24 protein-coding genes and 1 pseudogene are annotated in these 25,131 nt (G+C 67.2%); 14 read left to right on the forward strand and 11 right to left on the reverse strand.

What is annotated here, in order from left to right:
* Positions 1-34 precede the first annotated feature (34 nt).
* The gene (locus VUN84_09190) at positions 35-1,447 is read left to right on the forward strand and encodes an AMP-binding protein (GenBank protein ID XAS62526.1); all 1,413 of its coding nucleotides are present in this window, start codon (positions 35-37) and stop codon (positions 1,445-1,447) included.
* On the forward strand, positions 1,440-2,645 hold the full coding sequence (locus VUN84_09195) for a thiolase family protein (GenBank protein XAS62527.1): 1,206 nt from the start codon (positions 1,440-1,442) through the stop codon (positions 2,643-2,645). Before VUN84_09190 ends, VUN84_09195 begins: the two co-directional genes overlap by 8 nt.
* 670 nt (positions 2,646-3,315) lie before the next feature.
* On the opposite strand, the gene VUN84_09200 is transcribed toward VUN84_09195, so the two are convergent.
* The 3 genes and pseudogenes from VUN84_09200 to VUN84_09210 form a co-directional block, all read right to left on the reverse strand.
* Positions 3,316-3,945, reverse strand: a complete 630-nt coding sequence (locus tag VUN84_09200) for an energy-coupling factor transporter transmembrane protein EcfT (GenBank protein XAS62528.1) — start codon at positions 3,943-3,945, stop codon at positions 3,316-3,318.
* Positions 3,946-4,166: 221 nt separating this feature from the next.
* Positions 4,167-4,871: pseudogene (locus VUN84_09205) on the reverse strand (ABC transporter ATP-binding protein).
* Positions 4,868-5,563: a biotin transporter BioY gene (locus tag VUN84_09210; GenBank protein ID XAS62529.1), complete on the reverse strand. Its 696-nt coding sequence runs from the start codon at positions 5,561-5,563 to the stop codon at positions 4,868-4,870. The pseudogene VUN84_09205 and the gene VUN84_09210 overlap by 4 nt, the downstream one beginning before the upstream one ends.
* Positions 5,564-5,905: 342 nt before the next feature.
* Here VUN84_09210 and VUN84_09215 point away from each other — a divergent pair, with 342 nt between their 5' ends.
* A complete protein-coding gene (locus VUN84_09215) occupies positions 5,906-7,504 on the forward strand; it encodes an ABC-F family ATP-binding cassette domain-containing protein (GenBank protein XAS62530.1) in 1,599 nt (532 codons plus the stop codon).
* Between the two features lie 40 nt (positions 7,505-7,544).
* Here the strand turns inward: VUN84_09215 and VUN84_09220 are convergent, their stop codons facing one another.
* Genes VUN84_09220 through VUN84_09235 form a run of 4 tightly spaced genes read right to left on the reverse strand, consistent with a single transcriptional unit; the run spans position 7,545 to position 9,602 of the window.
* A complete protein-coding gene (locus tag VUN84_09220) occupies positions 7,545-8,039 on the reverse strand; it encodes a YbaK/EbsC family protein (GenBank protein ID XAS65805.1) in 495 nt (164 codons plus the stop codon).
* Complete coding sequence (locus VUN84_09225; GenBank protein ID XAS62531.1) at positions 8,023-8,907, reverse strand: SURF1 family protein; 885 nt, start codon at positions 8,905-8,907, stop codon at positions 8,023-8,025. Before VUN84_09225 ends, VUN84_09220 begins: the two co-directional genes overlap by 17 nt.
* Complete coding sequence (locus VUN84_09230; GenBank protein XAS62532.1) at positions 8,908-9,156, reverse strand: hypothetical protein; 249 nt, start codon at positions 9,154-9,156, stop codon at positions 8,908-8,910.
* On the reverse strand, positions 9,153-9,602 hold the full coding sequence (locus VUN84_09235) for a DUF3099 domain-containing protein (protein ID XAS62533.1): 450 nt from the start codon (positions 9,600-9,602) through the stop codon (positions 9,153-9,155). The genes VUN84_09230 and VUN84_09235 overlap by 4 nt, the downstream gene beginning before the upstream one ends.
* 182 nt (positions 9,603-9,784) lie before the next feature.
* On the opposite strand from VUN84_09235, the gene fabG reads away from it, so the two are divergent.
* From fabG to VUN84_09250, 3 genes are all read left to right on the forward strand, one after another.
* Positions 9,785-10,510, forward strand: coding sequence for a 3-oxoacyl-ACP reductase FabG (gene fabG, locus VUN84_09240; protein XAS62534.1), 726 nt, complete (start codon positions 9,785-9,787; stop codon positions 10,508-10,510).
* 109 nt (positions 10,511-10,619) lie between these two features.
* Complete coding sequence (locus VUN84_09245; protein XAS62535.1) at positions 10,620-11,042, forward strand: Hsp20/alpha crystallin family protein; 423 nt, start codon at positions 10,620-10,622, stop codon at positions 11,040-11,042.
* Positions 11,043-11,313: 271 nt separating this feature from the next.
* Positions 11,314-12,066, forward strand: coding sequence for an SDR family oxidoreductase (locus tag VUN84_09250; protein ID XAS62536.1), 753 nt, complete (start codon positions 11,314-11,316; stop codon positions 12,064-12,066).
* A 94-nt stretch (positions 12,067-12,160) separates the two neighbouring features.
* Here VUN84_09250 and serB read toward each other — a convergent pair whose 3' ends face one another.
* On the reverse strand, positions 12,161-13,066 hold the full coding sequence (gene serB / locus VUN84_09255; GenBank protein XAS62537.1) for a phosphoserine phosphatase SerB: 906 nt from the start codon (positions 13,064-13,066) through the stop codon (positions 12,161-12,163).
* A gap of 138 nt (positions 13,067-13,204) precedes the next feature.
* Between serB and VUN84_09260 the strand changes: the two genes are divergently transcribed.
* From VUN84_09260 to VUN84_09280, 5 genes are all read left to right on the forward strand, one after another.
* The gene (locus tag VUN84_09260; protein ID XAS62538.1) at positions 13,205-13,990 is read left to right on the forward strand and encodes an ABC transporter ATP-binding protein; all 786 of its coding nucleotides are present in this window, start codon (positions 13,205-13,207) and stop codon (positions 13,988-13,990) included.
* A gap of 18 nt (positions 13,991-14,008) precedes the next feature.
* On the forward strand, positions 14,009-14,794 hold the full coding sequence (locus VUN84_09265) for a sulfite exporter TauE/SafE family protein (protein XAS62539.1): 786 nt from the start codon (positions 14,009-14,011) through the stop codon (positions 14,792-14,794).
* A gap of 31 nt (positions 14,795-14,825) precedes the next feature.
* Entirely contained in the window at positions 14,826-15,656 is an 831-nt protein-coding gene (locus VUN84_09270; GenBank protein XAS62540.1) for an RNA methyltransferase, read from the forward strand.
* A gap of 174 nt (positions 15,657-15,830) precedes the next feature.
* Positions 15,831-16,088 (forward strand): type B 50S ribosomal protein L31, encoded by a 258-nt coding sequence (locus VUN84_09275; protein ID XAS62541.1) that lies wholly within the window; start codon positions 15,831-15,833, stop codon positions 16,086-16,088.
* A gap of 122 nt (positions 16,089-16,210) precedes the next feature.
* Entirely contained in the window at positions 16,211-17,317 is a 1,107-nt protein-coding gene (locus tag VUN84_09280) for a biotin/lipoate A/B protein ligase family protein (protein ID XAS62542.1), read from the forward strand.
* 43 nt (positions 17,318-17,360) lie between these two features.
* Here the strand turns inward: VUN84_09280 and pepN are convergent, their stop codons facing one another.
* Together pepN and VUN84_09290 are read right to left on the reverse strand one after the other, a co-directional pair.
* Positions 17,361-19,976 (reverse strand): aminopeptidase N, encoded by a 2,616-nt coding sequence (gene pepN, locus VUN84_09285; protein XAS62543.1) that lies wholly within the window; start codon positions 19,974-19,976, stop codon positions 17,361-17,363.
* A 4-nt stretch (positions 19,977-19,980) separates the two neighbouring features.
* Entirely contained in the window at positions 19,981-20,958 is a 978-nt protein-coding gene (locus VUN84_09290; protein ID XAS65806.1) for a putative sulfate exporter family transporter, read from the reverse strand.
* 237 nt (positions 20,959-21,195) lie between these two features.
* On the opposite strand from VUN84_09290, the gene VUN84_09295 reads away from it, so the two are divergent.
* From VUN84_09295 to VUN84_09305, 3 genes are all read left to right on the forward strand, one after another.
* Positions 21,196-22,752 (forward strand): circularly permuted type 2 ATP-grasp protein, encoded by a 1,557-nt coding sequence (locus tag VUN84_09295; protein ID XAS62544.1) that lies wholly within the window; start codon positions 21,196-21,198, stop codon positions 22,750-22,752.
* Positions 22,753-22,827: 75 nt separating this feature from the next.
* Positions 22,828-23,754: an alpha-E domain-containing protein gene (locus tag VUN84_09300; GenBank protein XAS62545.1), complete on the forward strand. Its 927-nt coding sequence runs from the start codon at positions 22,828-22,830 to the stop codon at positions 23,752-23,754.
* A complete protein-coding gene (locus tag VUN84_09305) occupies positions 23,751-24,602 on the forward strand; it encodes a transglutaminase family protein (protein XAS62546.1) in 852 nt (283 codons plus the stop codon). Before VUN84_09300 ends, VUN84_09305 begins: the two co-directional genes overlap by 4 nt.
* Positions 24,603-24,634: 32 nt before the next feature.
* Here the strand turns inward: VUN84_09305 and VUN84_09310 are convergent, their stop codons facing one another.
* Positions 24,635-25,123, reverse strand: a complete 489-nt coding sequence (locus VUN84_09310; protein XAS62547.1) for a pyridoxamine 5'-phosphate oxidase family protein — start codon at positions 25,121-25,123, stop codon at positions 24,635-24,637.
* Positions 25,124-25,131: the final 8 nt, after the last annotated feature.

The following is a 25,131-nucleotide window of genomic DNA, read 5'->3' on the forward strand; positions in this document are numbered from 1 at the left end:
CGCGGGAGCGGTTCCGCCCGGTAAAGTTGGGCTGATGCCTTTCCTGAACAGAGTCCAGCGCTGGGCCCGCGACCGCCCCGACGGGACCGCCGTCGTGGTGGCCGGGCAACGCCTGAGCTGGGAAGCGCTGCGCGATGCTGCCGCCGGGCTGGTGCCCGGCTCACCCGCCGTGACCGTGCTGTCCGAGGGAAACTCCCCGCACTTTGCCGCCGCGTTCGCCGCGGCCGTCGCGGGGGAGCGGCAGTGCGCCGTTTTGGACCCGACGTGGCCGCAGGGTCTGCAGGACGGGATCAGGGCGCGGATCCGGGACACCGTCCGGGCCGCGGTTTCCACCGCTGCCTCCCCGGACCTGGCGGACGGGCCGCCGGACACGCCCTTTCTGATCGGACTGACCTCCGGCACCACGTCCGTGCCCAAGGCCTTCAGCCGCTCGCGCCGGTCCTGGCAGCAATCCTTCGAGGCCTCGGTCGCCTTCTTTGGCCTGACCGCGGAGGACAGGACGCTGGCACCGGGCCCGCTTGCGGCCAGCCTGAACCTCTATGCCTTGGCCGAATGCCTGTACGCCGGGTCCGAGTTCCACACCCTGGCCCGGTTCGACGTCGGCGACGCCCACACCGCCGTCGGCCACGACGGCATCACCCGGCTGGTCCTTGTCCCCACGATGCTGCGGATCCTCAGCGAACGCGGGTTAAGCGGCGGTGTCGACGCCTCCGGGATCCGGAGCATCATCTGCGCCGGCTCAAAGCTGGACGCGCGGACGTTGGAGGCGGCCCGCCGCTGGGCGCCCAACGCAACCATCTTCGAGTACTACGGCGCTTCGGAGCTCAGCTTTGTCGCCGGCGCGGGGGTGCTCCCCGGGCAGCAGCCGGATGCTCGCGGAACCAGGATCGGCAAACCGTTTCCCGGCGTTGAGATCCGCATCGTCGACGCGGACGCCGGCGGGGTTCCGCTGCCCGACGGCAGCGACGGGACCATCTGCATCCGCAGCGTGATGGTCAGCGACGGGTACCTCTGGGGCGACGACGGCCGGGCCCTGCAGAGCTTCAACGGCTGGCACACCGTGGGGGACCAGGGCTACCTCGACGGCGGGGCGCTGCACCTGCTGGGACGCCGCTCGGACCTGATTATCACCGCCGGCACCAACGTCTACCCGCATGAGGTGGAGCTGGCCCTGGCTTCCGTCCCCGGTGTCGCCGCTGCCGTGGCCGCCGGTACCGCCGACGAGCTCCGCGGCCAGCGGGTGGTGGCCGGGGTTGTGCCGTCCCATGGCGGGCTGAGCTCCACCCAGCTGAAGGCGGGCATCGAAGACGTGCTGCCCCGCAACAAGCGCCCGCTGGAGTACTTCGTGCTGGCCGAACTTCCCCTGACCGACCGCGGCAAGCTCAGCCGGGAGCTCATGCTGAACTGGATCGACCGCGGCGATCCCCGGATCCGACGCCTTGCCTGAACGTTCCCTCCCGGTGCTTCCCGACGACCGGCAGCCCGTCATCATCGCAGCGCTGCGCACCCCGATCCGCCGGGCCAACGGGGCCCTGAGAACCGTCCGGGCCCACGACCTGCTGGCTCCCCTGCTCGGCCGCCTGCTCCGTGACACCGGCGTGGAGCCCGGCCGGGTGGCGGATGTGGTGATCGGCAACGCCGTGGGCGGCGGAGGGAATGTAGCCAGGCTGGCGGCGCTCGAGGCCGGGTTGCCGGTCGGCGTTCCCGGCCTCACGGTGGACCGGCAGTGCGGGTCCGGGCTCGACGCGATCGCCCTCGCGTCCCGGTTCGTGGCCGCCGGTGGTGGTGGTCTGTACTTGGCCGGTGGAACGGAAAGTATCAGTACCGCACCGCTGCGCGGCCACCTGAACAGCGCCGGCTCTCCGGAGTTCTTTGCCCGGGCTCAGTTCGCACCCGCCGGCTACGGCGACCCGGACATGGGTGTGGCGGCGGAAAACGTCGCCGCCGAGTTCCGGATCAGCCGGGAACGGCAGGACGCCACGGCGCTGCGCAGCCACCAGCGTGCGCTGGCTGCGGCCGCAGCCGGCTTCTTCGACGCCGAGATTGTGCCCCTCGCCGCGGAGTCCGGTCCGGACGGGGCGGGCGTGGTGCGTTCCGACGACGGACCGCGCCGGGGGCTGACCCCGGCCGTGCTGGCCCGCTTCCCGCCGGCCTTTGCTGCCGAAGGCACCGTCACCGCAGGAAATTCCTGTTTCGACGCGGACGGGGCGGCCGCCGTCGTGGTCACCTCCCTGGCGCACGCCCGCGAGCTTCGCGCGCATGACGGATTGCTCGTGCTGGGCACCGATACGGCCGGCGTGCACCCGCAGCTGCTGGGTCTCGGGGCGGCGGCCGCTGCCCGGCGGCTGCTCGAACGCAGTGGTGTTTCTGCCGCGGAGCTGGGTCTGGTCGAGTTCAACGAGGCCTTTGCGTCCCAGACGCTTGCCTGCCTGGACCAGCTCGGCATCAGCCCGGAGCGGGCAAACCTCGACGGCGGTGCCCTTGCCCTGGGTCATGCCTATGGCGCGTCCGGTGCCGTTTTGGTGACGCGGCTGCTGGCCCAGGCGCGGCGCACCCCGGTTGAGGGCCAACTGGCACTGGCGCTGATCAGCATCGCCGGCGGCATGGGTACGGCAGCGCTGCTGGAGTACCGGAACTTGTCCTAGCGGCCTCCGGGGCACCCTGCCCAGTGGACATGTCCATCCCTGGGCCCGGCCAATGGACATGTCCGGTCCCAGGATCAGCCAATGGGCATGTCCGGATCTGGCGGGGACATGCCCAATTTAGGATCCAGCCAATGGACATAGTGGGTTTATGTCCATTGGCCCGGGCGAAGGGTGGGCATGTCCGGTCTTAGGATCCAGCCAATGGGCATGTCCGGTCCTGGCGGGGGCATGCCCAGTTTAGGATCCAGCCAATGGGCATGTCCGGTCCTGGCGGGGGCATGCCCAATTTAGGATCCAGCCAATGGGCATGTCCGGTCCTGGCGGGGGCATGCCCAATTTAGGATCCAGCCAATGGACATAGTGGGTTTATGTCCCCTGTCCCGGGCGAGGAAAGAACATGTCCGGTCTTAGGATCCAGCCAATGGGCATGTCCGGTCCTGGCGGGGACATGCCCAATTTAGGATCCAGCCAACGGACATAGTGGGTTTATGTCCCCTGGCCCGGGCGAGGAAAGAACATGTCCGGTCCCAGGATCAGCCAATGGGCATGTCCGGATCTGGCGGGGACATGCCCAATTTAGGATCCAGCCAACGGACATAGTGGGTTTATGTCCACTGGCCCGGGCGAAGGGTGGGCATGTCCGCTGGCGGACGGGCCGCCGGACAGGGATCTAGTCGTCAGGGTCAGCCTCGCCCAGGCCGCGTGCCGCGAGGGCGTCTCCGGTCTGCCGGGCGAAGGCGACTGTGGTGATGAAGACCGGGAGGATGAGGGCCCGGGGGTTGCGCTCAAGCCCGCGCGCCCTTGCGGCGTCGCGGACATCGCTGTAGGCGCCGGCGATGAACGGGAGGCTGCGCAGCATGATGGCGATGGTCAGCGCGAAGCGTTCGGGATCCGCGCCGAAGCGCTCGAAGGGCCGGGCCAGGGATGCCACCCCGTCCAGTAACCGTTGCACCGGCGTAGTGGCGGTGAGGATGGACGCCGCCACGATGCAAACCAGCACGTTGAGCACAATCCGGGCCGCGGTGGGTCCGCCGAGCTGCCACCACTGGAACACGCCGATCGCCGCCAGAACCGGAAGCACCGGCCGGACCGCCCGCCACAACCGAACCGGACCCGCCCCGCTGAGCAGGAAAACCCCGCACAACGAGGCCAAAGCGGCGGCTGCGGCGGCCCAGTCCACCACCAGGAACGACGCCATGCCGCAACCGACCACCAGGAGGAACTTCAGCCACAGCGGCGCCCGGTGCACCACGGAACCCCCGGGCGCATAGTTGGCGAGCAGGAAGCCGTGGCCGCTCACCGCCGCCCCAAACGCGAATCCGTGGACGCGGGGTCCGCGGGATAAGAATCCTTGGCAACGGGACCTGTCGAACCGGAATCTGTCGGACCGGAATCTGTCGCACCGGGATCCGTGAGTCTCGGATTGTCCGGCTTCGTCCCGTCCCGGGGCGGCCGGCCCGAACCCGGGTTGGAGCCCGGGCCCAAGCCCGGGCCCGAATCCGGGCGAGGATCGGAACCCGGCAGTCCGGCCGCGCACAGCTCCCGGTAATAATGGACGGCGGCGGCCGGCAACCCATCGAACACCACCGCGCCCGCGTCAACCACGAGGACCCGGTCCAGGTCCAGAACGAGTTCAAGATCATGGGTGGACAGGATGACTTGCTGGCTGAGTCCGGCCAGGGTCCGCCGCAGCAGCTCACGGTTGCGCAGGTCAAGCAGGGTGGACGGTTCGTCCAGCACCAGCACGGCCGGGTCCACAGCGAGGACCGCCGTGAGGGCAAGGAGCTGGCGTTCCCCGCCGGACAGTTCATAAATACTCTGGTCAGCCAGCGCCAGCAGTCCGAAACGGGCCAGCGCCCTTTCCGCCGTCGCCCGGCGTTCCCGGGCGTTCCGAACAGAGCGCCGGAGGGACAGTTCCACGTCCTCGCGGCCGGTCGGCATCACGAGCTGGGACAGCGGGTCCGTGAAGACGAAGCCCACGCGCCGGCGGACATCACGCACGGACCGTACGGTGTCCCAGCCATCCACCGTGACGGTGCCACTGCTCGGCGCCACCAGGCCATTCAGCAGCCGGAGCAAAGTGGATTTGCCGGAGCCATTGGCACCTATCACGCCGATTCGCGGTTCGGTCAGCTCCAGGGACAGCTCCTCGAGGAGGGTTTTCGGGCCGGCGCGGCCGTCGACCGCCACCCGCACCGCAGCCCGGTCCAGCACGATACTGCTCACGGCCGGTGATTTGGCGTGGCGTTGGGGCGCCCGACGGGTGCCGCAGTGCCGACCGCTCCGAAGGTTCGGACCCGGCGGACCAGCAGATCCGGAAACGCCTTGTGCAGGGCCAGGGCAATCATTACTGCCAGTATGTTTTTGATCACGTCACCGGGATAGAACACAAGGTCCGCCAGGAACGCCTGCGAGAAGGCCAGCTTGGCGTTGACCATCATGCCGAGGATGCCGAGACCGTGGACAAAGATGACACTGCTCACCATCGCGGCCGCGAAGAGAAGCACCGCACGGAGCTTGCCCGGTCGGCCCGCCGTCCGGCGCAGCACCACGGTGGCCAGCCAGCCCGCCGTCGTGGCCGCCAGCACGAATCCAACGATGTAACCCGCAGAAGGGCCCGCCAGGACCGCCAGCCCGCTGCGCCCGCCGCTGAAGATGGGCAGTCCGGCCAGTCCAAGGAGAACGTACAGCCCGACGGCGGCAAACGCCCTGCCGGGGCCCAGCGCAAGGCCGGCGAGCATGACGGCGAGGGTCTGCACCGTAATGGGGACACCCAATCCCGCCACCGGAATGGCCGCGACCAGCGCGGAGGCACCTACCAGGGCGGCAAAGACGGCAATCAGTCCCAGGTCGGTGGCGTTCCAGCGGTGCCGCTGCCGGGCGGCGGTGGCGGCAGTGCCGCCGTCAGTCTTCGTCATGGGAGTTCCTGTCACGGGTAAAGGGCTGGCATCTGATTCCGACTCTACGAGCATGCCGGGATCGGATTTTTGTAGGAGCCCTACCAACCCGCCGCGCCGGAACTGGAGGGCAGGCCCAACGGCCACCGGCGATAACGGCTATGCCGGGCGCCACCGCCGCCGGCCGTTCACCGCGGGCGCCTGCCGGCCGTTCACCGCGGGCGCCTGCCGGCCCTTGTCAGCAAGGCGAGGCTGGGCCGGTAGACTGGGGAAGGCCGAACTCTCGGCCGTACTGCCCCGGCACCCCCCAAGCTTCCATCCGTTGTGCCGCGGCGTTCCCCGTTGTGAAAGGCCTTAGCTGCATTGATTACCGTCCAGGATCTCGAACTGCGCGCCGGCGCCCGCCTCCTTATGGACCAGGTGAGCTTCCGGATCGACAAGGGAGACAAGATCGGCCTGGTAGGCCGTAACGGTGCAGGCAAGACCACGCTCACCCGGGTGCTCGCCGGCGAGGGCCTGCCCGCCGGAGGGAAAGTCACCCGCAGCGGTGAGATCGGCTACCTTCCCCAGGACCCCCGGACCCCCGACATGGAGCAGCTGGCCCGCGACCGGATCCTGGCCGCCCGCGGCCTGGACATCGCCGTCAACAAGCTCAAGCAGACCCACGAGGACATGGCCAGCGACGACGCCGAGGTCCAGCGCAAGGCCATGAACCGGTACGACCGGCTCGAGTCCGAGTTTCTGGCTGCCGGCGGCTACTCCGCGGAAGCCGAAGCCGCCGCGATTTGCTCCAACCTGGCCCTCCCGGACCGGCTGCTGAACCAGCCGCTCAAAACGCTCTCCGGCGGCCAGCGCCGCCGCGTCGAACTCGCCCGCATCCTGTACTCGGACGCCGAGACGATGCTCCTCGATGAGCCCACCAACCACCTCGATGCGGACTCCATCGCCTGGCTCCGCGAGTTCCTGAAGAACCACCAGGGCGGCTTGATTGTGATCAGCCACGACACCGAGCTGCTGGAGGCCACGGTCAACAAGGTCTTCCTGCTGGACCCCAACCGCGCCCAGATCGACTTCTACAACATGGACTGGAAGCGTTACCTCCAGCAGCGTGAAACGGACGAGCGCGCCCGCAAGCGGGAGCGCGCCAACGCGGAAAAGAAGGCCCAGGTCCTCTTCGACCAGGCCAACAAGATGCGCGCCAAGGCCACCAAGGCCGTCGCCGCGCAGAACATGGCCAAGCGTGCCGAGCGTCTGCTCGGTGGCCTCGAGGCCGTTCGTGCCACCGACCGTGTAGCAGCGCTGCGTTTCCCGGATCCGTCGCCCTGCGGCAAGACCCCGCTCACCGCCGACGGGCTCAGCAAATCCTTCGGATCGCTGGAAATTTTCACCGACGTGGACCTTGCCATCGACCGCGGCTCCAAGGTGGTCATCCTGGGCCTGAACGGCGCCGGCAAGACCACCCTCCTGCGCATGCTGGCCGGCGTCGACAAGCCGGACACCGGCGAGGTGGTGGCCGGCCACGGCCTGAAGGTGGGCTACTACGCCCAGGAACACGAGACGCTCGACGTCGACCGCACTGTTCTGCAGAACATGCGCTCCTCCGCTCCGGACATGAACGACGCGGAGGTCCGCAACATCCTGGGTTCGTTCCTGTTCTCCGGTGACGACGTCGATAAGCCCGCCGGGGTCTTGTCCGGCGGCGAGAAGACCAGGCTGGCCCTGGCCACCATTGTGGCTTCCAGCGCTAACGTGCTGCTCCTCGATGAGCCCACGAACAACCTGGACCCGGCCAGCCGCGCGGAAATTCTAGGCGCGCTGAGCAACTACACGGGCGCCGTGGTGTTGGTCAGCCACGACGAAGGCGCCGTTGCGGCCCTGAATCCCGAGCGCGTCGTGCTGCTGCCCGACGGCATTGAGGACCACTGGAACGAAGACTACCTTGACCTGATTACGCTGGCGTAGGCGTCGTCGCGCCTCGGCGCATGCGGGCAGATTACCGGTATCAGCGCACCGGCATGACCTCGGCCCCGGTGATCCTGCGCAACTCCCCGTAGCTGATCGAGAACATCGAGTGGTTCTCTCCCGCGCCTGCCCAGAGGACGGGGTGGGCCGCGAGGGACTCGTCCAGCAGGGTTCTGATCTTTGCCGGATGCCCGACCGGGGCCACGCCGCCTACCTCCTGGCCGGTGTGTTCCAGCACGAACGCATGGGCGGCCCGGCGGATCGTGCCAGTACCCAGTTGGCCGGCGACCTTGCCGACATCCACCCTGGCTGAGCCGCTGGCCAGGATCAGCAGCGGAACGCCGTCATGGTTGAACACGAGACTGTTGGTGATGGCTGCGACATCGCAGCCCAGCGCGGCGGCCGCCGCTGCCGCCGTCGGGACCGCCGACGCGAAGCTCATGACGGTGTCCTGAGCACCGAGGGCGCCCAAGGCACGCTTCACCCGGGCCACTGGCTCTGGAACGATGCCGGCCACCTCAGAACCCCTGGGCATCGAGGATGGCATCTTCTTCTTCCTCCGCGGTCGCGTTCCTCCGTCTCCGCGGCGCAGGACGGCGGCGCGCGGCCGGGCCGCTGGAGTGCATGAAGGCGCCATCCCCATCAACGGCCTGGGTTTCGGCGTCCTCGGCGTCAATGGCCGCGTTGCGCGCCTGCTGCCGGGCCGCGTATCCGAAACCGATGAACATCAGCACGCCGAACGCGAACCACTGCAGCGAGTACGACAGGTGGGTGCCCTCGTCAGTCGACGGCTTCGGAAACGGAAACGGCATGTCCGCGGCTGCCGGATTTTCTGACGCCAACTGGCCGTACGCACCCGTGAGCAGAGGATATCCAAGCTGGGCGGAGTATGTTTTGAGGTCGATCGAGGCCAGCTGGCCGTCGGGGGCACCCCGCTGGAGCTCCGGCTCAGCCGGCTTCAAGCGTGCGACGACGGTCACGGGGCCTTGCGGGGGCGCCGGGACCGAGTCGGGGCGGCCCGGGTTGTTGTTGCCGATCGGGAGCCAGCCGCGGTCGATCACGACGGTTTCCCCGGTGTTGACCTTGAAGGGCACTACGACTTCGTACCCGGGCTGGCCGTTGAGGGGACGATTGCGGACGATCCTCTGCCCGGCGACGTCATAACTTCCCTTCAGCTCCACCTGGGTCCATTCGCGTTCGGCCGCGAGGGTGGTGAACTGGTCTTTCACCTGGGCGAACGGGACCGGGGTGGCGGAGTAGTTGGACACGACGCGGTTGATGCCGGCGAGGGTCTCAGCGCGGCGGTCCATCTGCCAGCGGCCCAGGCCAACGCAAGCCGCAGCAAAAATCGCAGCCAGCAACAAATACCCCAGCCACTTACTGGAGAACAGAAAACGGTACATTCAGCGTGCCTTGCCTGCCGGGTCCAATGCCACAGTGTCCTTCCAGAGTCCACGGGTCTGCAGATAGTCCTCGAGCCAGGCCCGATGCTCTCCGCAGGCCAGCCAGATCTTGCGCCGGTCCGGGGTATGGATCTTGGGGTTGTTCCAGAGCAGCTGCCAGTCGGCGCCGTTCCGGCATGCCTTGCGGGAACAGCGGGCGTCGGCCGGTCCGGCTGCGCTCCCATTCCCGGTGAGGTCAAAAAGGTTCATGACGCAGCCCGCCCCGAATCGTCGCCGCGGCGCCCGGGGACGTCCTGCGGGGACTCCTCATCCTCAACGACTTCGCCCTGGAGCAGCGTCACGGACGGATCCTCCGGCGCCGGTACACCAGTTTCGGGGGGAACGACGGGTGCGGCCGGTGCATCGAGCTGAGCCAGCGGAGCGTAGTCCAACAGCGAATCGGAGTGAACCTCCGCGGCGTCGCCGCCGTTGGCGATGATCACCGCAAACCAGGGCAGGAACACGGCCCCGATGACCGGGAGGATCTTCAGCCAGCCATCCACCACAAAAATTAGAACAAGGCACACCATGCGGATGCCCATCGCAATGGCGTACTTGATCATCCGCTGGCGCATCTCTTCCGAGTGCGCTGTGGCGGCGTCCGTAATGCTGTGAACCTCAATGTCACCGGAGGGAAGCTCCGGATTCCCGGGCACAGGTACACCGGGTCGGTTTTTGAGTGTCAAGGCTGTTCGATCACGCTCCCAAGGCTTAGAACAATTCTCTCACCAACGGCAGGGCCACCCAAACGCGGACCAACCGGGCGCTAAGATCGGAGGCAGCAAAAATTCCGCCCCCAGCGCGGCGCCGTCCCGCCGCAGAATTCCGGAGCCCCACCATGCCTGAAGCAGCAACCACCGGCCGCAGCGTCCTGATCACCGGCGGCAACCGCGGAATCGGCCTTGCCATCGCCGAGGCCTTCCTCGCCAACGGCGACAAGGTGGCCGTGACCTACCGCAGCGAATCGGCCCTCCCCGCCGGCATTCTCGGCGTAAAGGCCGACGTCACCGATGAGGGGTCTGTGGACGCCGCGTTCGCCGACGTCGAAGCGGCGCATGGTCCCGTGGAGGTGCTGGTGGCGAATGCCGGCATCACCAAGGACACGCTCCTGATGCGGATGAGCGAGGATGATTTCACCTCGGTCATCGACACCAACCTCACCGGCGCCTTCCGGGTGATCAAGCGCGCCTCCAAGGGAATGATCCGGGCACGCAAAGGCCGGGTGGTCCTGATCTCGTCCGTATCGGGCCTTTACGGCGCGCCCGGCCAGATCAATTACTCGGCCTCGAAAGCGGGCCTGGTGGGCATCGCCCGCTCGCTGACCCGCGAATTGGGTGCCCGCGGGATCACCGCCAATGTGGTGGCGCCGGGGTTCATCAACACCGACATGACGGCGGAACTGCCGGAGGCCACGCAGAAAGACTATTTGTCCAAGGTGCCGGCCGCGCGCTTCGCCGAGGCCTCCGAGGTCGCCAATGTGGTCCGCTGGATCGCCAGTGACGAGGCCGCGTACATTTCCGGGGCCGTGATCCCGGTGGACGGCGGCCTCGGCATGGGCCACTAGCCGGCCACCACGGGACCTTATGCCCTAAGCGCCGATCCAAGCCGGGTGTGTACTGGGGCTAGAGTCCCTGACCACACCATGGCAGGGGCATGGCATCAGGAGGACTATCGTGGCAGAGCTAAACAAGTGGGTGCCGTCGGACGTGCTGGAACCCTTCAAGCGTTTCATGGACGGCGACCTTACGATGACCCCATCCATCAAGGTCGAGCAGTTCGTGGACGGCAGCACCCTGGTGGTGCGTGCCGAGGTGCCGGGGATAGACCCGGACAAGGACGTGGACGTCTCCGTCAGTGACGGCAGGCTGCACATCAAAGCCGAACGCGAGGAAAAGTCCGAGCAGAAAAGCAAGGACGGTTACCACTCCGAGTTCCGCTACGGCTCGTTCACACGCAGTGTCGCTCTGCCGCCGGGAGCCAGGGAAGAGGACATCACCGCCACCTACAAAGACGGCGTGCTGGAGGTACGCGCCCCCGCCGCCCCCGCCGCCCCGCCGGAGGCAACCAGCCGGAAAATCCGGATCGACCACGCGTAGCCTGCGCCGGGGCACTAACCGGCCGCGGCGAGCGCTTCGCGGCGCCGGCGTCGAATCCTCCGTCACGCCCCGCGGCGTCGGGCCCTGACGCCGCTCGACTGCCCTTGCCGTCCTCGGGTCGCATGCTCCAAAACGCTGCTCCGGGGCACGGGGCCGGCACTAGTCTCGTGCGGCTTCTTTGTGGAACCCGGACAACCGAAAAGACCCGTGGCGCTGGCATGATGGACAGCAGACCCACCGTTTTTTGGACGTTTGGAACAAAGGAGCTCATATGGGACTGCTGGATAACAAGACCGCAATCGTGACCGGTTCGTCACGGGGCATCGGCGCGGAGGTGGCCAAGTTCCTCGCCGCCGAGGGCGCCGCCGTCGTAGTGAACTACCGTCAGAAGGCGCCCCGCGCCAACAAAGTGGTCGCGGAAATCGAAGCCGGCGGCGGACGTGCCGTGGCCGTCGGAGCCGACCTCACCACCCAGGAAGGTGTCCAGGCCCTTGCCAGCGCCGCGATGGAGAACTTCGGCTCGCTCGACCTCCTGGTGCTTAACGCCTCCGGCGGGATGGAATCCGGTGTCGAACCGGACTACGCCCTCAAGCTCAACCGCGACGCCCAGGTGAACATGCTCAACGCAGCCGTACCGCTGATGCCGGAGGGTTCCCGGGTGGTGTTCGTGACCAGCCACCAGGCCCACTTCATCAACACCGTCCCCACCATGGAGAACTACGAGCCGGTGGCACGCAGCAAGCGCGCCGGGGAGGACGCCCTCCGCGAACTCATTCCGAACCTTGCCGAAAAGAGCATCTCCCTCGTCGTCGTCTCCGGGGACATGATTGAGGGCACCGTCACCGCCACCCTGCTGGACCGCTCCAACCCGGGCGCCATCGAGGCCCGGCGGGCAGAGGCGGGAAGGCTGTATTCCGTCAAGGAGTTCGGGGCAGAGGTCGCTAAAATGGTGGCCGCCGACGTCGAAAGCGGCCACACCGAGTACGTCGGCGGAGCCGATTACTTCGACAAGAGCAGCAGCTAAACAACAGCCGCTTCGAGCGGACCAGGGAGATGGCCGGGGCAGGTGCCCCGGCCATTTCTGCTGGGCCAGTCTGATCCTCCGCCTACGGTGAGCTTCAGACGCCGGCGATGTACCGCACGGCGTCGAGATAGGGCATGTTCACCGCAGCGTCCGCCGCGGCCCGGACAGCCGGTTTGGCGTTGAACGCCACGCCCATCCCGGCAGCTGAGAGCATGTCGAGGTCGTTCGCGCCGTCGCCGACTGCAATCGTGTGCTCCAGCGGGATGCCTTCCTCGGCAGCCCATTCGCGCAGGTACCTCTCCTTGGCCGCCCGGTCAATCACCTCACCGACCACCTTGCCGGTCAGCGCGCCGTCGACGATCTCCAGCTCATTGGCAATCCAGTGGTCCAGCCCCAGCCCGGCCGCAATTGGCCCCAGGATCTGGTTGAAACCGCCCGAGACCACGGCCACCACATGTCCGGCGGCCCGGAAAGCGGCCACGAGCTCCGCCGCACCCAGGCTGAGTGTCACTTCGGCCCGGACGGAATCCACGACGTCGGCCGGCAGTCCGGCGAGCACCGCCACCCGGGCGTGCAGACTTTGGGCAAAGTCCAGTTCGCCGCGCATGGCGGCCTCGGTCACGGCTGTGACCTCGGCGCGTTTGCCGGCGTAGGCCGCCAGGAGTTCGATCACTTCCTGCTGGATCAGGGTGGAATCCACATCCATCAGGAGCATCTTCCGGGCCGCACCGCGAAGGGCCGCGGGGACGATGGCCGTGTCGACGCCGTCGGAGCCGATCCCGGCCACCGCCCGGCGGAGGTCCGCCAGCGTTCCGTCTGCGACCGGGGTGCCCGCCGCGCCGAAACCAACGTCCGCCGTGTAGACCTCGAAGCGGGAGTCCCCGGTCCGGGTTTCGGCGCCCAGCGCCAGTCCTGCCCCAGCGAGCAGCGAACGGAGCCGCTGCACCTGGGGATCGGTCAGTTTCGGGGCATAGCTCACGGCGGTTCCGAACAGGTTCATGGCTGCAATCCTAACGAGGATGCGGATAGCCGCCGGAATTCGTTGCGCTCCAGTGACCGCGCGGAACCCCGGCGGTGCACGCGCGGTGCTCCCCGCCGGTTATCAGTCGTCCGCTTTTTTGTCCTAGTGTCTACTCCTATGAGTGATGTTCTTGAAATGGCCGCCGTCAGCGTTGTACGCGGGGCAAAAACCCTCCTGGACAAGGTTGACTGGCAGGTCAAGGAAGGCGAGCGTTGGGTGATTCTGGGCCCCAACGGCGCCGGTAAGACCACTCTGCTCCAGCTTGCTGCGGCGCGGATCCATCCCACGAGTGGCATGGCCGGCATCCTGGAGGAAGTCCTCGGCGCCGTCGACGTCTTTGAACTACGGCCCCGGATCGGCCTGTCCTCGGCCGCGCTGGCCAACCAGATCCCGGAGCACGAGAAAGTCCTGAACGTTGTGGTGACGGCCGCTTACGGCGTGACCGGACGGTGGCGGGAGGGATACGAGAAAGACGACGAACGCCGCGCCTTCGCGCTGCTGAACGAGTGGGGCATGGGACCGCTGCTCAACAGGCCCTTCGCCTCGCTGTCCGAGGGGGAGCGCAAGCGCGTTCAGATCGCCCGCGCCCTGATGACGGACCCGGAATTGCTCCTGCTTGATGAACCGGCCGCCGGACTTGACCTCGCCGGCCGCGAGGATTTGGTGTACCGGCTCAGTGAACTCGCCCGCGACGAGGCAGCCCCGGCCATTGTTCTGGTCACGCACCACCTTGAAGAAGTCCCGCCCGGCTTCACCCACGCCCTGCTCCTGCGCGATGGCGCCGTGGTGGCCCAGGGTCCGATCGGCAGCGTCCTCACGGCCGCACACCTGAGTGAGACGTTCGGGCTGCCGCTGGATATCAGCGTCAACGCCGGCCGGTACGCCGCCACCGCACGGCGCTGATTGGGTCGTTGACCGAGCGTGGAATTCTTCAATAGCGTCCTCATTTTCTTCGCAGGCCTGTGGGCCGGCACCATCAACAGTGTTGTCGGTTCCGGTACCCTGGTGACGTTCCCTGTCCTGATTGCCCTGGGCTATGCGCCCGTCACCGCCTCCATCAGCAACGCGATGGGTCTGGTGGCCGGGAACGCAGCCGGAGCATGGGGCTACCGCAAGGAACTGACGGGCCGCGGCAGGCAGCTCCTCAAACTCCTGCCGGCTTCGCTGCTGGGCGGCATTACCGGGGCCTATCTGCTGCTGCACCTGCCCGAGAAGGTCTTCCACTACGCCGCGCCCGCCCTGATTGTGCTGGCACTGCTGATGGTGCTGTTCCAGCCCAAGCTGCAGCAGTGGGTCCGGAACCGGGAACAAAACCCCGAACACGCCATCCGGGACCGACGCCACGGCGTCGTTCTCGTGGTCCTCGTCTACCTGGCCGGCGTCTACGGCGGATACTTCGTGGCCGCCCAGGGCATCCTGCTGGTCGGCATCCTGGGAATCTTTATGACCGGGACCATCCAGAACGCCAACGCCATGAAGAACATCCTGGTCCTGGGCGTGAACGTTGTGGCGGCAGCCTCGTACCTGCTGTTCGCCTTCGGCCGGATCGACTGGCCGGTCGTGGGGCTGATCGCTGTCAGCTCACTGATCGGCGGAGTGGTCGGCTCCAAAGTAGGCCGCCGGCTGTCCCCGGTGGTCCTGCGCGGGGTGATTTTTGTCCTGGGCCTCGTCGCCCTGGGTTTCATGATCGCCAACCTCTTCAAATAATCCGCTCCGTCGCCATCGAAATGACACACCCGTGACCTTCCACCGCCTCAACGCCGCCGATGACCCCAGGGTTTCGGACTACACCCAGCTGACGGACGTGCACTTGCGCAAGCTCCGGGAACCGGCCGAGGGCATGTACATCGCCGAGTCCTCCCGGGTGCTCCGCCGGGCATTGGCGGCGGGACACCGACCGCGGTCGTTCTTCCTCGCCGAGAAATGGCTCGAGGACCTCGCCGATGTCTTTGCGCAGTATCCGGACGTTCCGGCGTACATCGGCACCGCCGGACTCCTGGAGGACATCACCGGCTTTCATCTGCACCGGGGTGCGATGGCTGCCATGCAACGGCCGGCCCCCGTGCCGCTCGCCGAACTCCTCGCCGGCGCCCGGAGGGTGGCTGTGCTCGAGGACATCGTGGACCACACCAACGTCGGGGCGATCTTCCGCTCCGCCGCGGCGCTGGGCGTCGATGCCGTCCTCGTCTCACCGCGCTGCGGGGATCCGCTGTACCGGCGCAGCGTCCGGGTCAGCATGGGAACGGTGTTCCAGGTGCCCTGGGCCCGGCTGGAGGACTGGCCCGGGGACCTGGAAGTGCTGCGCAGGCACGGGTTCACTGTTGCCGCCATGGAACTTACCGACGACGCCGTGAACCTCGATGAGCTGGCCGCACGCCGGCTGGATAAGCTCGCGCTCGTACTGGGCACCGAAGGCGCGGGCCTGGGCGCCGGTACCCTCGCCGCCGTCGACCTCGCGGTGAAGATTCCCATGCGGGCCGGCGTGGACTCGCTCAACGTGGCGGCGGCCTCCGCCGTCGGCTTTTGGGAATTGCGCCCGCCAGCCTCCAGCGCCGGCCCGCATCCCTGACCCGCATCCCCGGCCGCGCCGTCGGCCCACAACGCCGGCCCACTGGACCCGGCAGTCCGCAACGGCCCGGAGTTTCGGCTATGATAGGTAGTTGGCCGTCCGGTGCATTCCGCCGGCCATCCCATTCATACCTGGCAGCTGGCAAAATCCAGCTGTGCGAACAAAGGCCCAATTATGAAGTCTGATACTCACCCGAAGTACGAAGCTGTTGTTTTCAACGACCTGGCTTCCGGCGTCAAATTCCTGACCAAGTCCACCGTGTCTTCCAAGAAGACCATCGAGTGGGAAGACGGAAACACCTACCCGGTTATCGACGTCGAAATCTCCTCCGAGTCCCACCCGTTCTACACGGGCAAACAGCGCATCATGGACTCCGCAGGCCGCGTCGAGCGCTTCAATGCTCGCTTCAAGGGCTTCGGCGGCAAGAAGTAACCTCTTCTCCCCAAGGTCTGTCGAAAAAACCCGCACCGTTACCGGTGCGGGTTTTTTCGTCCTGCGCGGAACCGCACCGGTATCCGCAGCCGGGGCCCTCACTGCGTGGCAGGATTAATGCCATGACAACCCCCACCCCGGCCACTGACCCCCGCAGCTCTGACGCCGGCGGCACCCGCCACCACGGGGAGTACAAGGTTCCCGGCGGTAAGCTCGTCGTCGCCGATTTCTTCGTCGCCGACGGTGTACTCGCTCAGGTCTCCCTCAGCGGTGACTTCTTTCTGGAGCCGGACGAGGCGCTGTCCGGGATCAATGCGGCGCTTACCGGCCAGCCCGCGAATGCCAGCGCGGCGGAGATCTCCGCCGCGGTGTCCGCGGCCCTCCCTGCGGACGCTGTCCTGTTCGGGTTTTCGGCCGACGCCGTGGCCGTCACCATCAGGCGCGCCCTGGCGAAGGCCACCGGCTGGGCGGACCACGAGTGGGACATCATCGCTCCGACCGTGCTGCCCACCCACGTCAACGTGGCGCTCGATGAGGTCCTGGCCGAAGAGGTCGGGGCGGGGCGCCGCAATCCCACCTTGCGTTTTTGGGACTGGAAGGAGCCGTCTGTGGTGATCGGCAGTTTCCAGTCCGTGCGCAACGAGCTGCACCCGGACGGCGTGGAACGGCACGGAATCAGCGTGGTCCGCCGGGTCAGCGGCGGGGGAGCGATGTTCATGGAGGCCGGTAACTGCATCACTTACTCGCTGTACCTGCCCCAGAGCCTGGTGGACGGCATCAGCTTCGCGGATTCTTACGGCTTCCTGGATTCCTGGGTGATGGCAGCCCTGGCGAAGATGGGGATCAGCGCGTTCTACGTGCCGCTCAATGACATCGCCACCGACCAGGGCAAGATTGGCGGCGCCGCGCAGAAACGGCTTGCCAACGGCGGGATGCTGCACCACGTGACCATGAGCTACGACATCGACGCGGACAAGATGGTCGAGGTCTTGCGGATCGGCAAGGAGAAGCTTTCGGACAAGGGAACCCGGAGCGCCAAGAAGCGCGTAGATCCGCTCCGCCGGCAAACGGGCCTGTCCCGCGCCGACATCGTTGCCACGATGATGGAGGTCTTCACCGAACGGTATTCCGCAACCCTCTCGGAACTTACCGCGGCGGAGCTCGCCGCCGCGCGCCACCGGGTCGATGCCAAGTTCGGCACCCCGGAATGGCTGCACCGGGTGCCCTAGCGGCCAGGGCCGCTGCGGAGCAGTCGACGGCGGTTCGTGCGGGTTATGCCGGGGAGGCGGTCCGGGCCTGCGCCGTGAGGGCCCGGTGCAGATGGCTGCGCTGTTCGATGATGATGCGGCGCAGCGCCCGCGGGGCCGCCGGATGCCCGGCCAGCCAGCGGTCTGTCCGGACGATGACTGGGTGCGTATCTGCAGTGCCGTCGGCCAGGTCCTGGCCCGACGGGTAGAGACCGCGGACTATCCGGCTGGCGATTTCGATGCTGCGCCCCGCCCAGACCTCTTCGAGGCAGTCGAAATAACGGTCGATGAAGCCGCGCAGCAGCGCTGCCGGGGCCGTGGTGAAACCGGCGATGGTGGCGCTCAGCAGCTGGTTGGACAGCGCGGTGCCGTGCACCGCGTCCTGCCAGGCTGCCTCCTTGACGGCCTCGTCGGGGCGGGCCGCGAGAGCGGTGGCATGACCGGACTTGCCGGCTGCCGTGTTGTCCAGGGCGAGCTCCGCGTCGAGCTGGGCCGCGGTGGCTTGCCCGTTCGCGGCCAGGGCATGCCACAGAGTCCAGCGGAGCTCAGCATCAACGGACAGGCCGGCAATGACCGTGCTGCCGTCCAGGATGCCGCGGAGCAGGTCAAGGCGGCTGTGGTCGTAGCGGCTGGTCGCGGCGACCGTGCGGGCCCACGCCAGCTGCTGGTCCGAGCCGGGTGCGGCGCTCTGCAGCTGATCCGCCGCGAGGTTAAGGAAGCCGGAGCGCAGCCCGGCCCGGGCGGCGGCGGGAACGTAGCGTTCAATCGCGGTGGAGGCGTTGCCCAGGACGTTCAACAGCACGCCAATGCCGGACTCGGAGGGTCCGAACCGCGTGACGGCGTCGACGTAGAGCGACGCCGGGGTGACGGCGTCGCGGGCCGAGTTCCAGAGCGCGGTCCAGCACAGGGCGCGGGCCATCGGGTCGCTGAGCGCGCTGAGGGAACTGCGGACAGCAGCTTCAGAGCGCGGGTCCAACCGGACCTTGGCGTAGCTAAGGTCCTCGTCATTGACCAGCAGCAGCGCGGGACGGGCCTTGCCCGACAGCGCGGCCACCGCTGTCCAAGTGCCGTCGAGGTCCGTCTCAACGCTGTCCGTGCGGACCAGGGCACCGGCGTCGTCGAAGTTGTACAGTCCAATCCGGAGCCGGTGCGGCCGGGGTTCCTGCCGGCCCGTCGTCGGGTCCTCGGCGTCCTGGCGGACCCGGACGGTGCCCAGGACGCCGTCGTGCTCCTCGATTTCGGTGGTGAGGGTGGAAATGCCGGACGTCTGCAGCCATTGCCGGGCCCAGTCCGTGAGGTTCCGTCCGGAGGCGGTGCTGAGGGCGGCCAGCAGCTCGGCCAGGGTGGTGTTGCTGTAGGCGTGGTCCTTAAAGTACTGGCGGGAGCCGGCCACGAAGGCCTCGAATCCAACGTAGGCGACGAGCTGTTTGAGCACCGAGGCACCCTTGGCGTAGGTGATGCCGTCAAAGTTCTGCTTGGCGGCCTCAAGGTCGGGGATATCCGCGACGATCGGGTGCGTGGTGGGCAGCTGGTCCTGCGTATAGGCCCAGGCCTTGCGGTTGTTGGCGAAGTTCACCCACGCGGTGGCCCAGTTCGTGGTGCGGTCCACACCCAGGGTCCCCATGTAGTCGGCAAAGGACTCCTTGAGCCACAGATCATCCCACCACTGCATCGTGACGAGGTCCCCGAACCACATGTGGGCCATCTCGTGCAGCAGGGTGTTCGCCCGGCCCTGGTACTGGGAGTCAGCGGCGCGGGAGGTAAAGACGTAGCTTTCGGTGAAAGTCACGAGCCCGGGGTTCTCCATGGCGCCGAGGTTGTACTCGGGCACAAACGCCTGGTCGTACTTTCCCCACGGGTACGGGAAATCGAAGAGCTCATTGAAGAAGTCCAGGCCGTTTTTGGTCAGCGTGAACAGGGCCTCCGGGTCGAAGGAGGGCGCCAGTGAGCTGCGGCAGTAAAGGGCGAGCGGGACGTCCAGGGTGGTTCCGTCCTGGAGCGTCCGGCTCCAGGAGTCCTCGGCTTTGAAGTAAGGGCCGGCCAGGACCGTCGTGATGTAGGTGGACATCGCCTTGGTGGGAGCGAAATCCCAGCGGCTGGTGTCCGGGTCGCTCGTCAGGAGCGTGCGCTGGGTTTCGATCCCGTTGGAGGACACCTGCCAGGCCGACGGTGCCAGCACGTGGAAGGTAAATTCCGCCTTCAGGTCGGGCTGTTCAAAGTTGGCGAACACCCGGCGGGCGTCAGCGGGCTCGTACTGGGTATAGAGGTAGCACTGGCCGTCGGCCGGGTCGACGAAGCGGTGCATGCCTTCCCCGGACGTGCTGTAAAGCGCGGTGCCCGTGACGGTGACCTGGTTCTCCGCCTGGAGGTTGTCGAGCCGGATCCGGGAACCGTCCACGACGTCGGCAACGGGGAGCCCTTTGCCGTTGAGGAAGACGCTGTGGACATCGCTGCTGATGAAATCCAGGAACGTCGAGCCGCCGGGCTCACTGGCCGAGAAGGTGATGACGCTGCGGCTCGGGTAGCCCGGAATGTTTGGATCCTCAGCCCGCCGGACGTCCAGGGAGACGTCGTAGCTGTGCGTGGTGATCAGGGTGGAGCGGGTGGCGGCCTCATCGCGGCGCAGGTTCTGGTTCGACACTCCGCTATCTAATCATGAGGAACGCGGCGCCCAGGCCCAGCGCCGCAATCAGCACCCAGGATGCCAGCGCCGCCAGCAAAGCCCGCAGCCCGGTGTGCAGCAGGTGGCGCACCCGCACAGCCGAGCCAAGGCCAAACAGCGCCATGCCCAGGACCAGGTCCTGTAGCACCGCGGCGGCGTCGAGGATGTCGGGGGAGAGCCAGCCCGTGGTGCGCAGGGCTGCCAGGGCGATGAATCCCAGCACAAACAGGGGAACGATGGGCGGCCGCTTCAGCCCGTCGCCGGCCCCGGCACGGCGGCGGTGATGCAGCCCTGCGGCGGCGACCATGGGCGCCAGCAGGATTACGCGGGTGAGTTTGACGACGACGGCGACGGCGAGCGCCGAGGCCCCCGCTGTCTGCGCCGTGGCGACCACCTGCCCCACATCATGGACCGATGCCCCGGTCCAGGCACCGAAAACTTCCGGGCTGAGTGCCAGCGGCTGGATGAGCAGCGGCAGCACTCCGATGGCGAGGGTGCCGCAGAGTGTTACGAGGGCCACCGGAAGGACTGTGTCGTGCTGACGGATCCGGCGCACGGCGGCCATCGCCCCGATGGCCGAGGCCCCGCAGATCGCAAACCCGGTGGCAATCAGCAGCGATACCTGCGGCGGCAGCCGGAAAAGCCGGCTGATGCCATACGTTCCGGCGAAAGCGGCGAGGACGACGCCCGTGATCAGCAGCAGCGCGCCCCAACCGAGGCCCAGCACGTCCACCAGGCTGATCTTCAGCCCCAGGACGACAATCCCGGCACGCATCAGGCGCTTACCGGCAAAATCGAGCCCCGGGCGGCCTGGCCCCGCGGCCCAGCCGGCCGGGCCGGGGACGTTCGCGGCGAGGAGTCCGAAGGCCACGGCCAGCGTCATGGCCGGCAGCGCCGGCACCAGGGCGTGGCCGGCGAGGGCCAGAACAACCGCGGCCGCGGCGGCCAGCAGCCCCGGCAAGAGGCCGGACTGCCCGCCCGGGGGCAGGCCCGGGGCGGGGGTCGGCACTGGCGGCGGTGGGGGAGTGGACGGTGGCACGTCTCCACCTTGCCGCAACCATCCGCGAAAGCCGTCACCGCCACGGTGGCCTCCGCGCGGGCGGCCGCCGCTGCCGGGCCGCTGGACTGTCCGTTTCCGTCCGGCGCGCCTGCGGGGCTGGAAATGATTTCGCAACAAAAAAGTGGTTGTCTTGGAACCATGTCAGACCTATTCCAGGATTACTCCGTAGCCGCCGAACGCTCCGGCGCCTACGACGAGATGTTCACCCCCGGGCAGCTGGTCCGGGAGTCCTACGGGCAGATTGCCGGGGCCCTGCGTGAACTGTCGCTTGCTGATGTCACCGCCCGCGCCGATTCCATGGCCCGGACATTCCTGGACCGCGGCGTGACCTTCGACTTCGCGGGGGAGGAGCGGCCCTTTCCGCTTGACATCGTGCCCCGGGTCATTCCCGCCGATGAATGGTCCGTCCTGGAGAAGGGCGTGGCGCAACGGGTCCGGGCACTGGAGGCCTTCCTCAATGACGTCTACGACAAGATGACGGTGGTGGCCGACGGCGTCATTCCGCGCCAGCTCGTCACCACCAGCGCCCACTTCCACCGGCAGGTGCACGGCTTTGAACCGGCCGGCGGTGTGCGCGTCCATATCTCCGGCATCGATGTGGTCCGTGACGCCGCCGGAACCTTCCGGGTCCTTGAAGACAACGTCCGCGTCCCTTCCGGCGTCAGCTACGTCCTGGAGAACCGCCGTGCCATGGCCAAAGGGCTGCCGGAGGCCTTTGGCCAGCAGCTGATCCGGCCGGTCGAGGAGTATCCGCGCCGGTTGCTGTCGGCGCTGCGCAAGACAGCACCGACCGGCGTCGACGACCCCACCGTGGTGGTCCTCACTCCGGGTGTTTTCAACAGCGCCTACTTCGAGCACACCCTGCTCGCCGGCCTCATGGGGGTGGAGCTCGTTGAAGGCCGCGACCTGATCTGCCGCGGCAACCGCGTTTACATGCGTACCACCGCAGGAGAACAGCGCGTCGACGTCATCTACAAGCGGATCGACGACGAGTTCCTCGATCCGCTGCAGTTCCGGGCCGACTCCATGCTGGGCTGCCCGGGACTGGTCAACGCGGCCCGCGCCGGCGGCGTCACGATCGCGAATGCCGTGGGCAACGGCGTCGCCGATGACAAGCTGGTCTACAGCTACGTTCCGGACCTGATCCGCTATTACCTCAATGAAGAACCCGTGATCGCCAACGTGGACACCTTCCGGCTGGAGGAAAAAGAGTCCCGGGAGGAGGTCCTGGACCGCCTGGCCGAACTCGTCGTCAAGCCGGTGGACGGTTCCGGCGGCAAGGGCCTGGTGATCGGACCGGATGCTTCCAAGGACGAACTTGAGGCTTTGCGGAAGCGTGTCGTCGCGGACCCGCGCGGGTGGATCGCGCAGCCGGTTCTGCAGCTGTCCACCGTTCCCACGCTCAGCGGCGACAGGTTCGGTCCCCGGCACGTGGATCTGCGGCCTTTCGCTGTCAATGACGGCGACGACGTCTGGGTGCTGCCGGGTGGCCTGACCCGCGTGGCGTTGAAGGAGGGCTCACTGATCGTGAACTCCAGCCAGGGCGGCGGGTCCAAAGACACCTGGGTTCTGGCGGATTCCCCCGAAGTGCCGGTGGAGACCCTGCCGCGCCCGGCCATCACGGTCCGGGACCGCGTCTCCGTCTGGCCCGTGGAGAGCAACTGGCGAGACAGCCAGAAGGAGCAGCAGCAATGACCCCGGCCACGGTGCCACCGGATTTTCCGCCGGTCTGCTCTTTTTCGAATTTCGATGCGCTGGAGGTAACTGCGAATGCTTAGCCGAATCGCCGAGTCATTGTTCTGGATCGGCCGTTACGTGGAACGGGCTGACGGTACCGCCCGGATCCTTGACGTCCACCTGGAACGGCTGAACCACCTGCCCATGGAAGAACAGCGCAGCGTAGCGCAGGAACTTCTGGCCGTCATGGGAGCCCGGGCGCAAAGCGAGGACTTCGGCCTGCCCGAACTGCTCAACGCCCTGGCGTACGACAAGCAAAGTGCCACCTCCATTGCCGGTTCCCTCGGTGCTGCCCGGGAAAACGCCCGCAGGGCCCGCGAAACCGTGTCCTCCGGCCTGTGGGAGAGCCTCAACACCACGTACTACGGCCTCAACCAGCACCGCAAGGACGTGGTCGGCACGTACCGGTTCTGCAACTGGGTACTGGAACGCACCGCCATGGTCAGCGGCCTGGCCGACACTACGGTAAGCCACGACGAAAGCTGGCAGTTCCTGGTCCTGGGACGCTCGCTGGAACGCGCGGACATGACTGCGCGGATGCTCTCGACCCGGGACGTTCTTTCCGCCGGCATGTCCTGGGTGAACATGCTCCGGTGCGCCGGGGCGTACGAATCGTTTCTGCGGACCCGCCGGGCGGCCTTCGGCGACCAGCACGCCGCGGAGTTCCTGCTCCTGGACCGGCTGTTCCCGCGGTCCATCGTGTATGCGCTGCGGGACGCCGACGAGTGCCTTGCCAAGCTGGACCCGTCGGCCCAGCGCGTCGGTTTCATCAACGACGCCCGCCGGATCGTGGGCCAGGCCCGCACCTTCCTGGAGTTTCACCGCACCGAGGACCTCATGTCTGAACTTCCGGAGCACATGGAGCGCGTGCAGAAGGCTGTCTCACAGGCGTCGGATGCCATTTCCCGTAAGTACTTCAATCAGGCAGACGAACTGGCCTGGGTGGGAGAAGTTTCATGACCCGGCTCAGCATCATCCACAAGACCGCGTACAAGTACAACAAACGCGTCACGCTGTCCTACAACGAGGCCCGCATGACCCCCCTGACCGATCCCCAGCAGGTGGTCCTGGAGTCCTCGCTGAAGGTCTCCCCGTCCCAGGCTGCCCTCAGCAGCTACCGGGACTATTGGGGAACCCGGGTCACGGCGTTCGACATGCAGATGCCGCACGAGCACCTGGAGGTCCTCTCCACCACCACCGTTGAGGTGCACCGGGTGGAGCGCATCCCGGCGGAGCCGAACATCGTCACCTGGGACGCTCTGGGGGCCGCGGAGACCGTCAACACGTTCAGCGACTGGATTCCGCAGTCGCAACTCACCGGGCCCGGCACCGAGGTGCTCGACATCATCCCCGGCGTCGTCAACGGCCGCAATCCGCATGAGGCGGCGCTGGCGGTCTTTGACTGGATGCGCGGTGAAATGTCCTACATGTCGGGCTCCACCGGAGTCACCACCAACGCAGAGGAAGCGTGGAACCAGCGTCAGGGTGTCTGCCAGGACTTGGCACACCTCGCCATCGGTGCGCTGCGCAGCCGCGGCATCCCCGCACGGTACGTCTCCGGATACCTGCACCCCCGGTCTTCTGCGGAACTCGGCGAGACAGTCGCAGGGCAGTCCCACGCCTGGCTGGAGTGGTGGGACGGCGAATGGCGCAGCTGGGACCCTACCAACCACAAACCGGCCGGTGACTTCCACGTGACCGTGGCGAGGGGCCGCGACTACCGTGACGTACCGCCGCTGAAGGGGATCCTGTCCGGCGGCGGCGGCTCAGCGCTCAGCGTGACCGTGGAGATCACCCGCCTCGCCTGACCCTGATGTGCAGGCACCGGCACTGGCAGGCGTTATTCGAACCCGGAACGGGTAGCGTCATCCAGGGGTGTCCACCAGGTCAGGGGCGGCACCACCTTGAAGCGGCGGCCGGTCACGGTGTCCGGCGTGATCCGGACAAAGTGCTCTTTCTTGCCGGCCTGCCACGGGAACAACAACAGGCCTACTGTATCCAGGATTTCCTGCTGGTTCTGCACCGGCGCTGCCTGCCCTTTGATCACCACACTCCACGCAATGCCGGTGTCGGCGTCCACGCCGTCGGCCTCCACCGCCACAGGGGTGTCACTGGTGGCCGCCTGCAGTTTGGTGCCTTCCGCCGTGCGGAACACCAGGGTGCCATGGTCCACCTTGTAATTGATCGGAAAAATGTCGGGGTGGTCATCCACCCACACGGCCAGTCTGCCGACGGTGACGCCGCGTAACAACCGCCAGCATTCGTGGTGGTCCAGGTTCTCAACTTCATGTGCCGGCTGGTGCTTCCCCGGAGTCGAATCAGTGCTCATGTTCGGGA

This window comes from Micrococcaceae bacterium Sec5.8 (assembly GCA_039636775.1).
Taxonomy (GTDB): Bacteria; Actinomycetota; Actinomycetes; order Actinomycetales; family Micrococcaceae; genus Arthrobacter.

What these genes read in the sequence shown, in the direction of transcription:
- VUN84_09190 (XAS62526.1), top strand. Translation starts at nt 35, where the DNA reads ATGCCTTTCCTGAACAGAGTCCAGCGCTGGGCCCGCGACCGCCCCGAC.
- VUN84_09210 (XAS62529.1), bottom strand. Translation starts at nt 5,563, where the DNA reads ATGACGAAGACTGACGGCGGCACTGCCGCCACCGCCGCCCGGCAGCGG.
- VUN84_09220 (XAS65805.1), bottom strand. Translation starts at nt 8,039, where the DNA reads ATGCCCAGGGGTTCTGAGGTGGCCGGCATCGTTCCAGAGCCAGTGGCC.
- VUN84_09225 (XAS62531.1), bottom strand. Translation starts at nt 8,907, where the DNA reads ATGTACCGTTTTCTGTTCTCCAGTAAGTGGCTGGGGTATTTGTTGCTG.
- VUN84_09230 (XAS62532.1), bottom strand. Translation starts at nt 9,156, where the DNA reads ATGAACCTTTTTGACCTCACCGGGAATGGGAGCGCAGCCGGACCGGCC.
- fabG (XAS62534.1), top strand. Translation starts at nt 9,785, where the DNA reads ATGCCTGAAGCAGCAACCACCGGCCGCAGCGTCCTGATCACCGGCGGC.
- VUN84_09250 (XAS62536.1), top strand. Translation starts at nt 11,314, where the DNA reads ATGGGACTGCTGGATAACAAGACCGCAATCGTGACCGGTTCGTCACGG.
- serB (XAS62537.1), bottom strand. Translation starts at nt 13,066, where the DNA reads ATGAACCTGTTCGGAACCGCCGTGAGCTATGCCCCGAAACTGACCGAT.
- VUN84_09260 (XAS62538.1), top strand. Translation starts at nt 13,205, where the DNA reads ATGAGTGATGTTCTTGAAATGGCCGCCGTCAGCGTTGTACGCGGGGCA.
- VUN84_09275 (XAS62541.1), top strand. Translation starts at nt 15,831, where the DNA reads ATGAAGTCTGATACTCACCCGAAGTACGAAGCTGTTGTTTTCAACGAC.
- VUN84_09280 (XAS62542.1), top strand. Translation starts at nt 16,211, where the DNA reads ATGACAACCCCCACCCCGGCCACTGACCCCCGCAGCTCTGACGCCGGC.
- VUN84_09295 (XAS62544.1), top strand. Translation starts at nt 21,196, where the DNA reads ATGTCAGACCTATTCCAGGATTACTCCGTAGCCGCCGAACGCTCCGGC.
- VUN84_09300 (XAS62545.1), top strand. Translation starts at nt 22,828, where the DNA reads ATGCTTAGCCGAATCGCCGAGTCATTGTTCTGGATCGGCCGTTACGTG.
- VUN84_09305 (XAS62546.1), top strand. Translation starts at nt 23,751, where the DNA reads ATGACCCGGCTCAGCATCATCCACAAGACCGCGTACAAGTACAACAAA.
- VUN84_09310 (XAS62547.1), bottom strand. Translation starts at nt 25,123, where the DNA reads ATGAGCACTGATTCGACTCCGGGGAAGCACCAGCCGGCACATGAAGTT.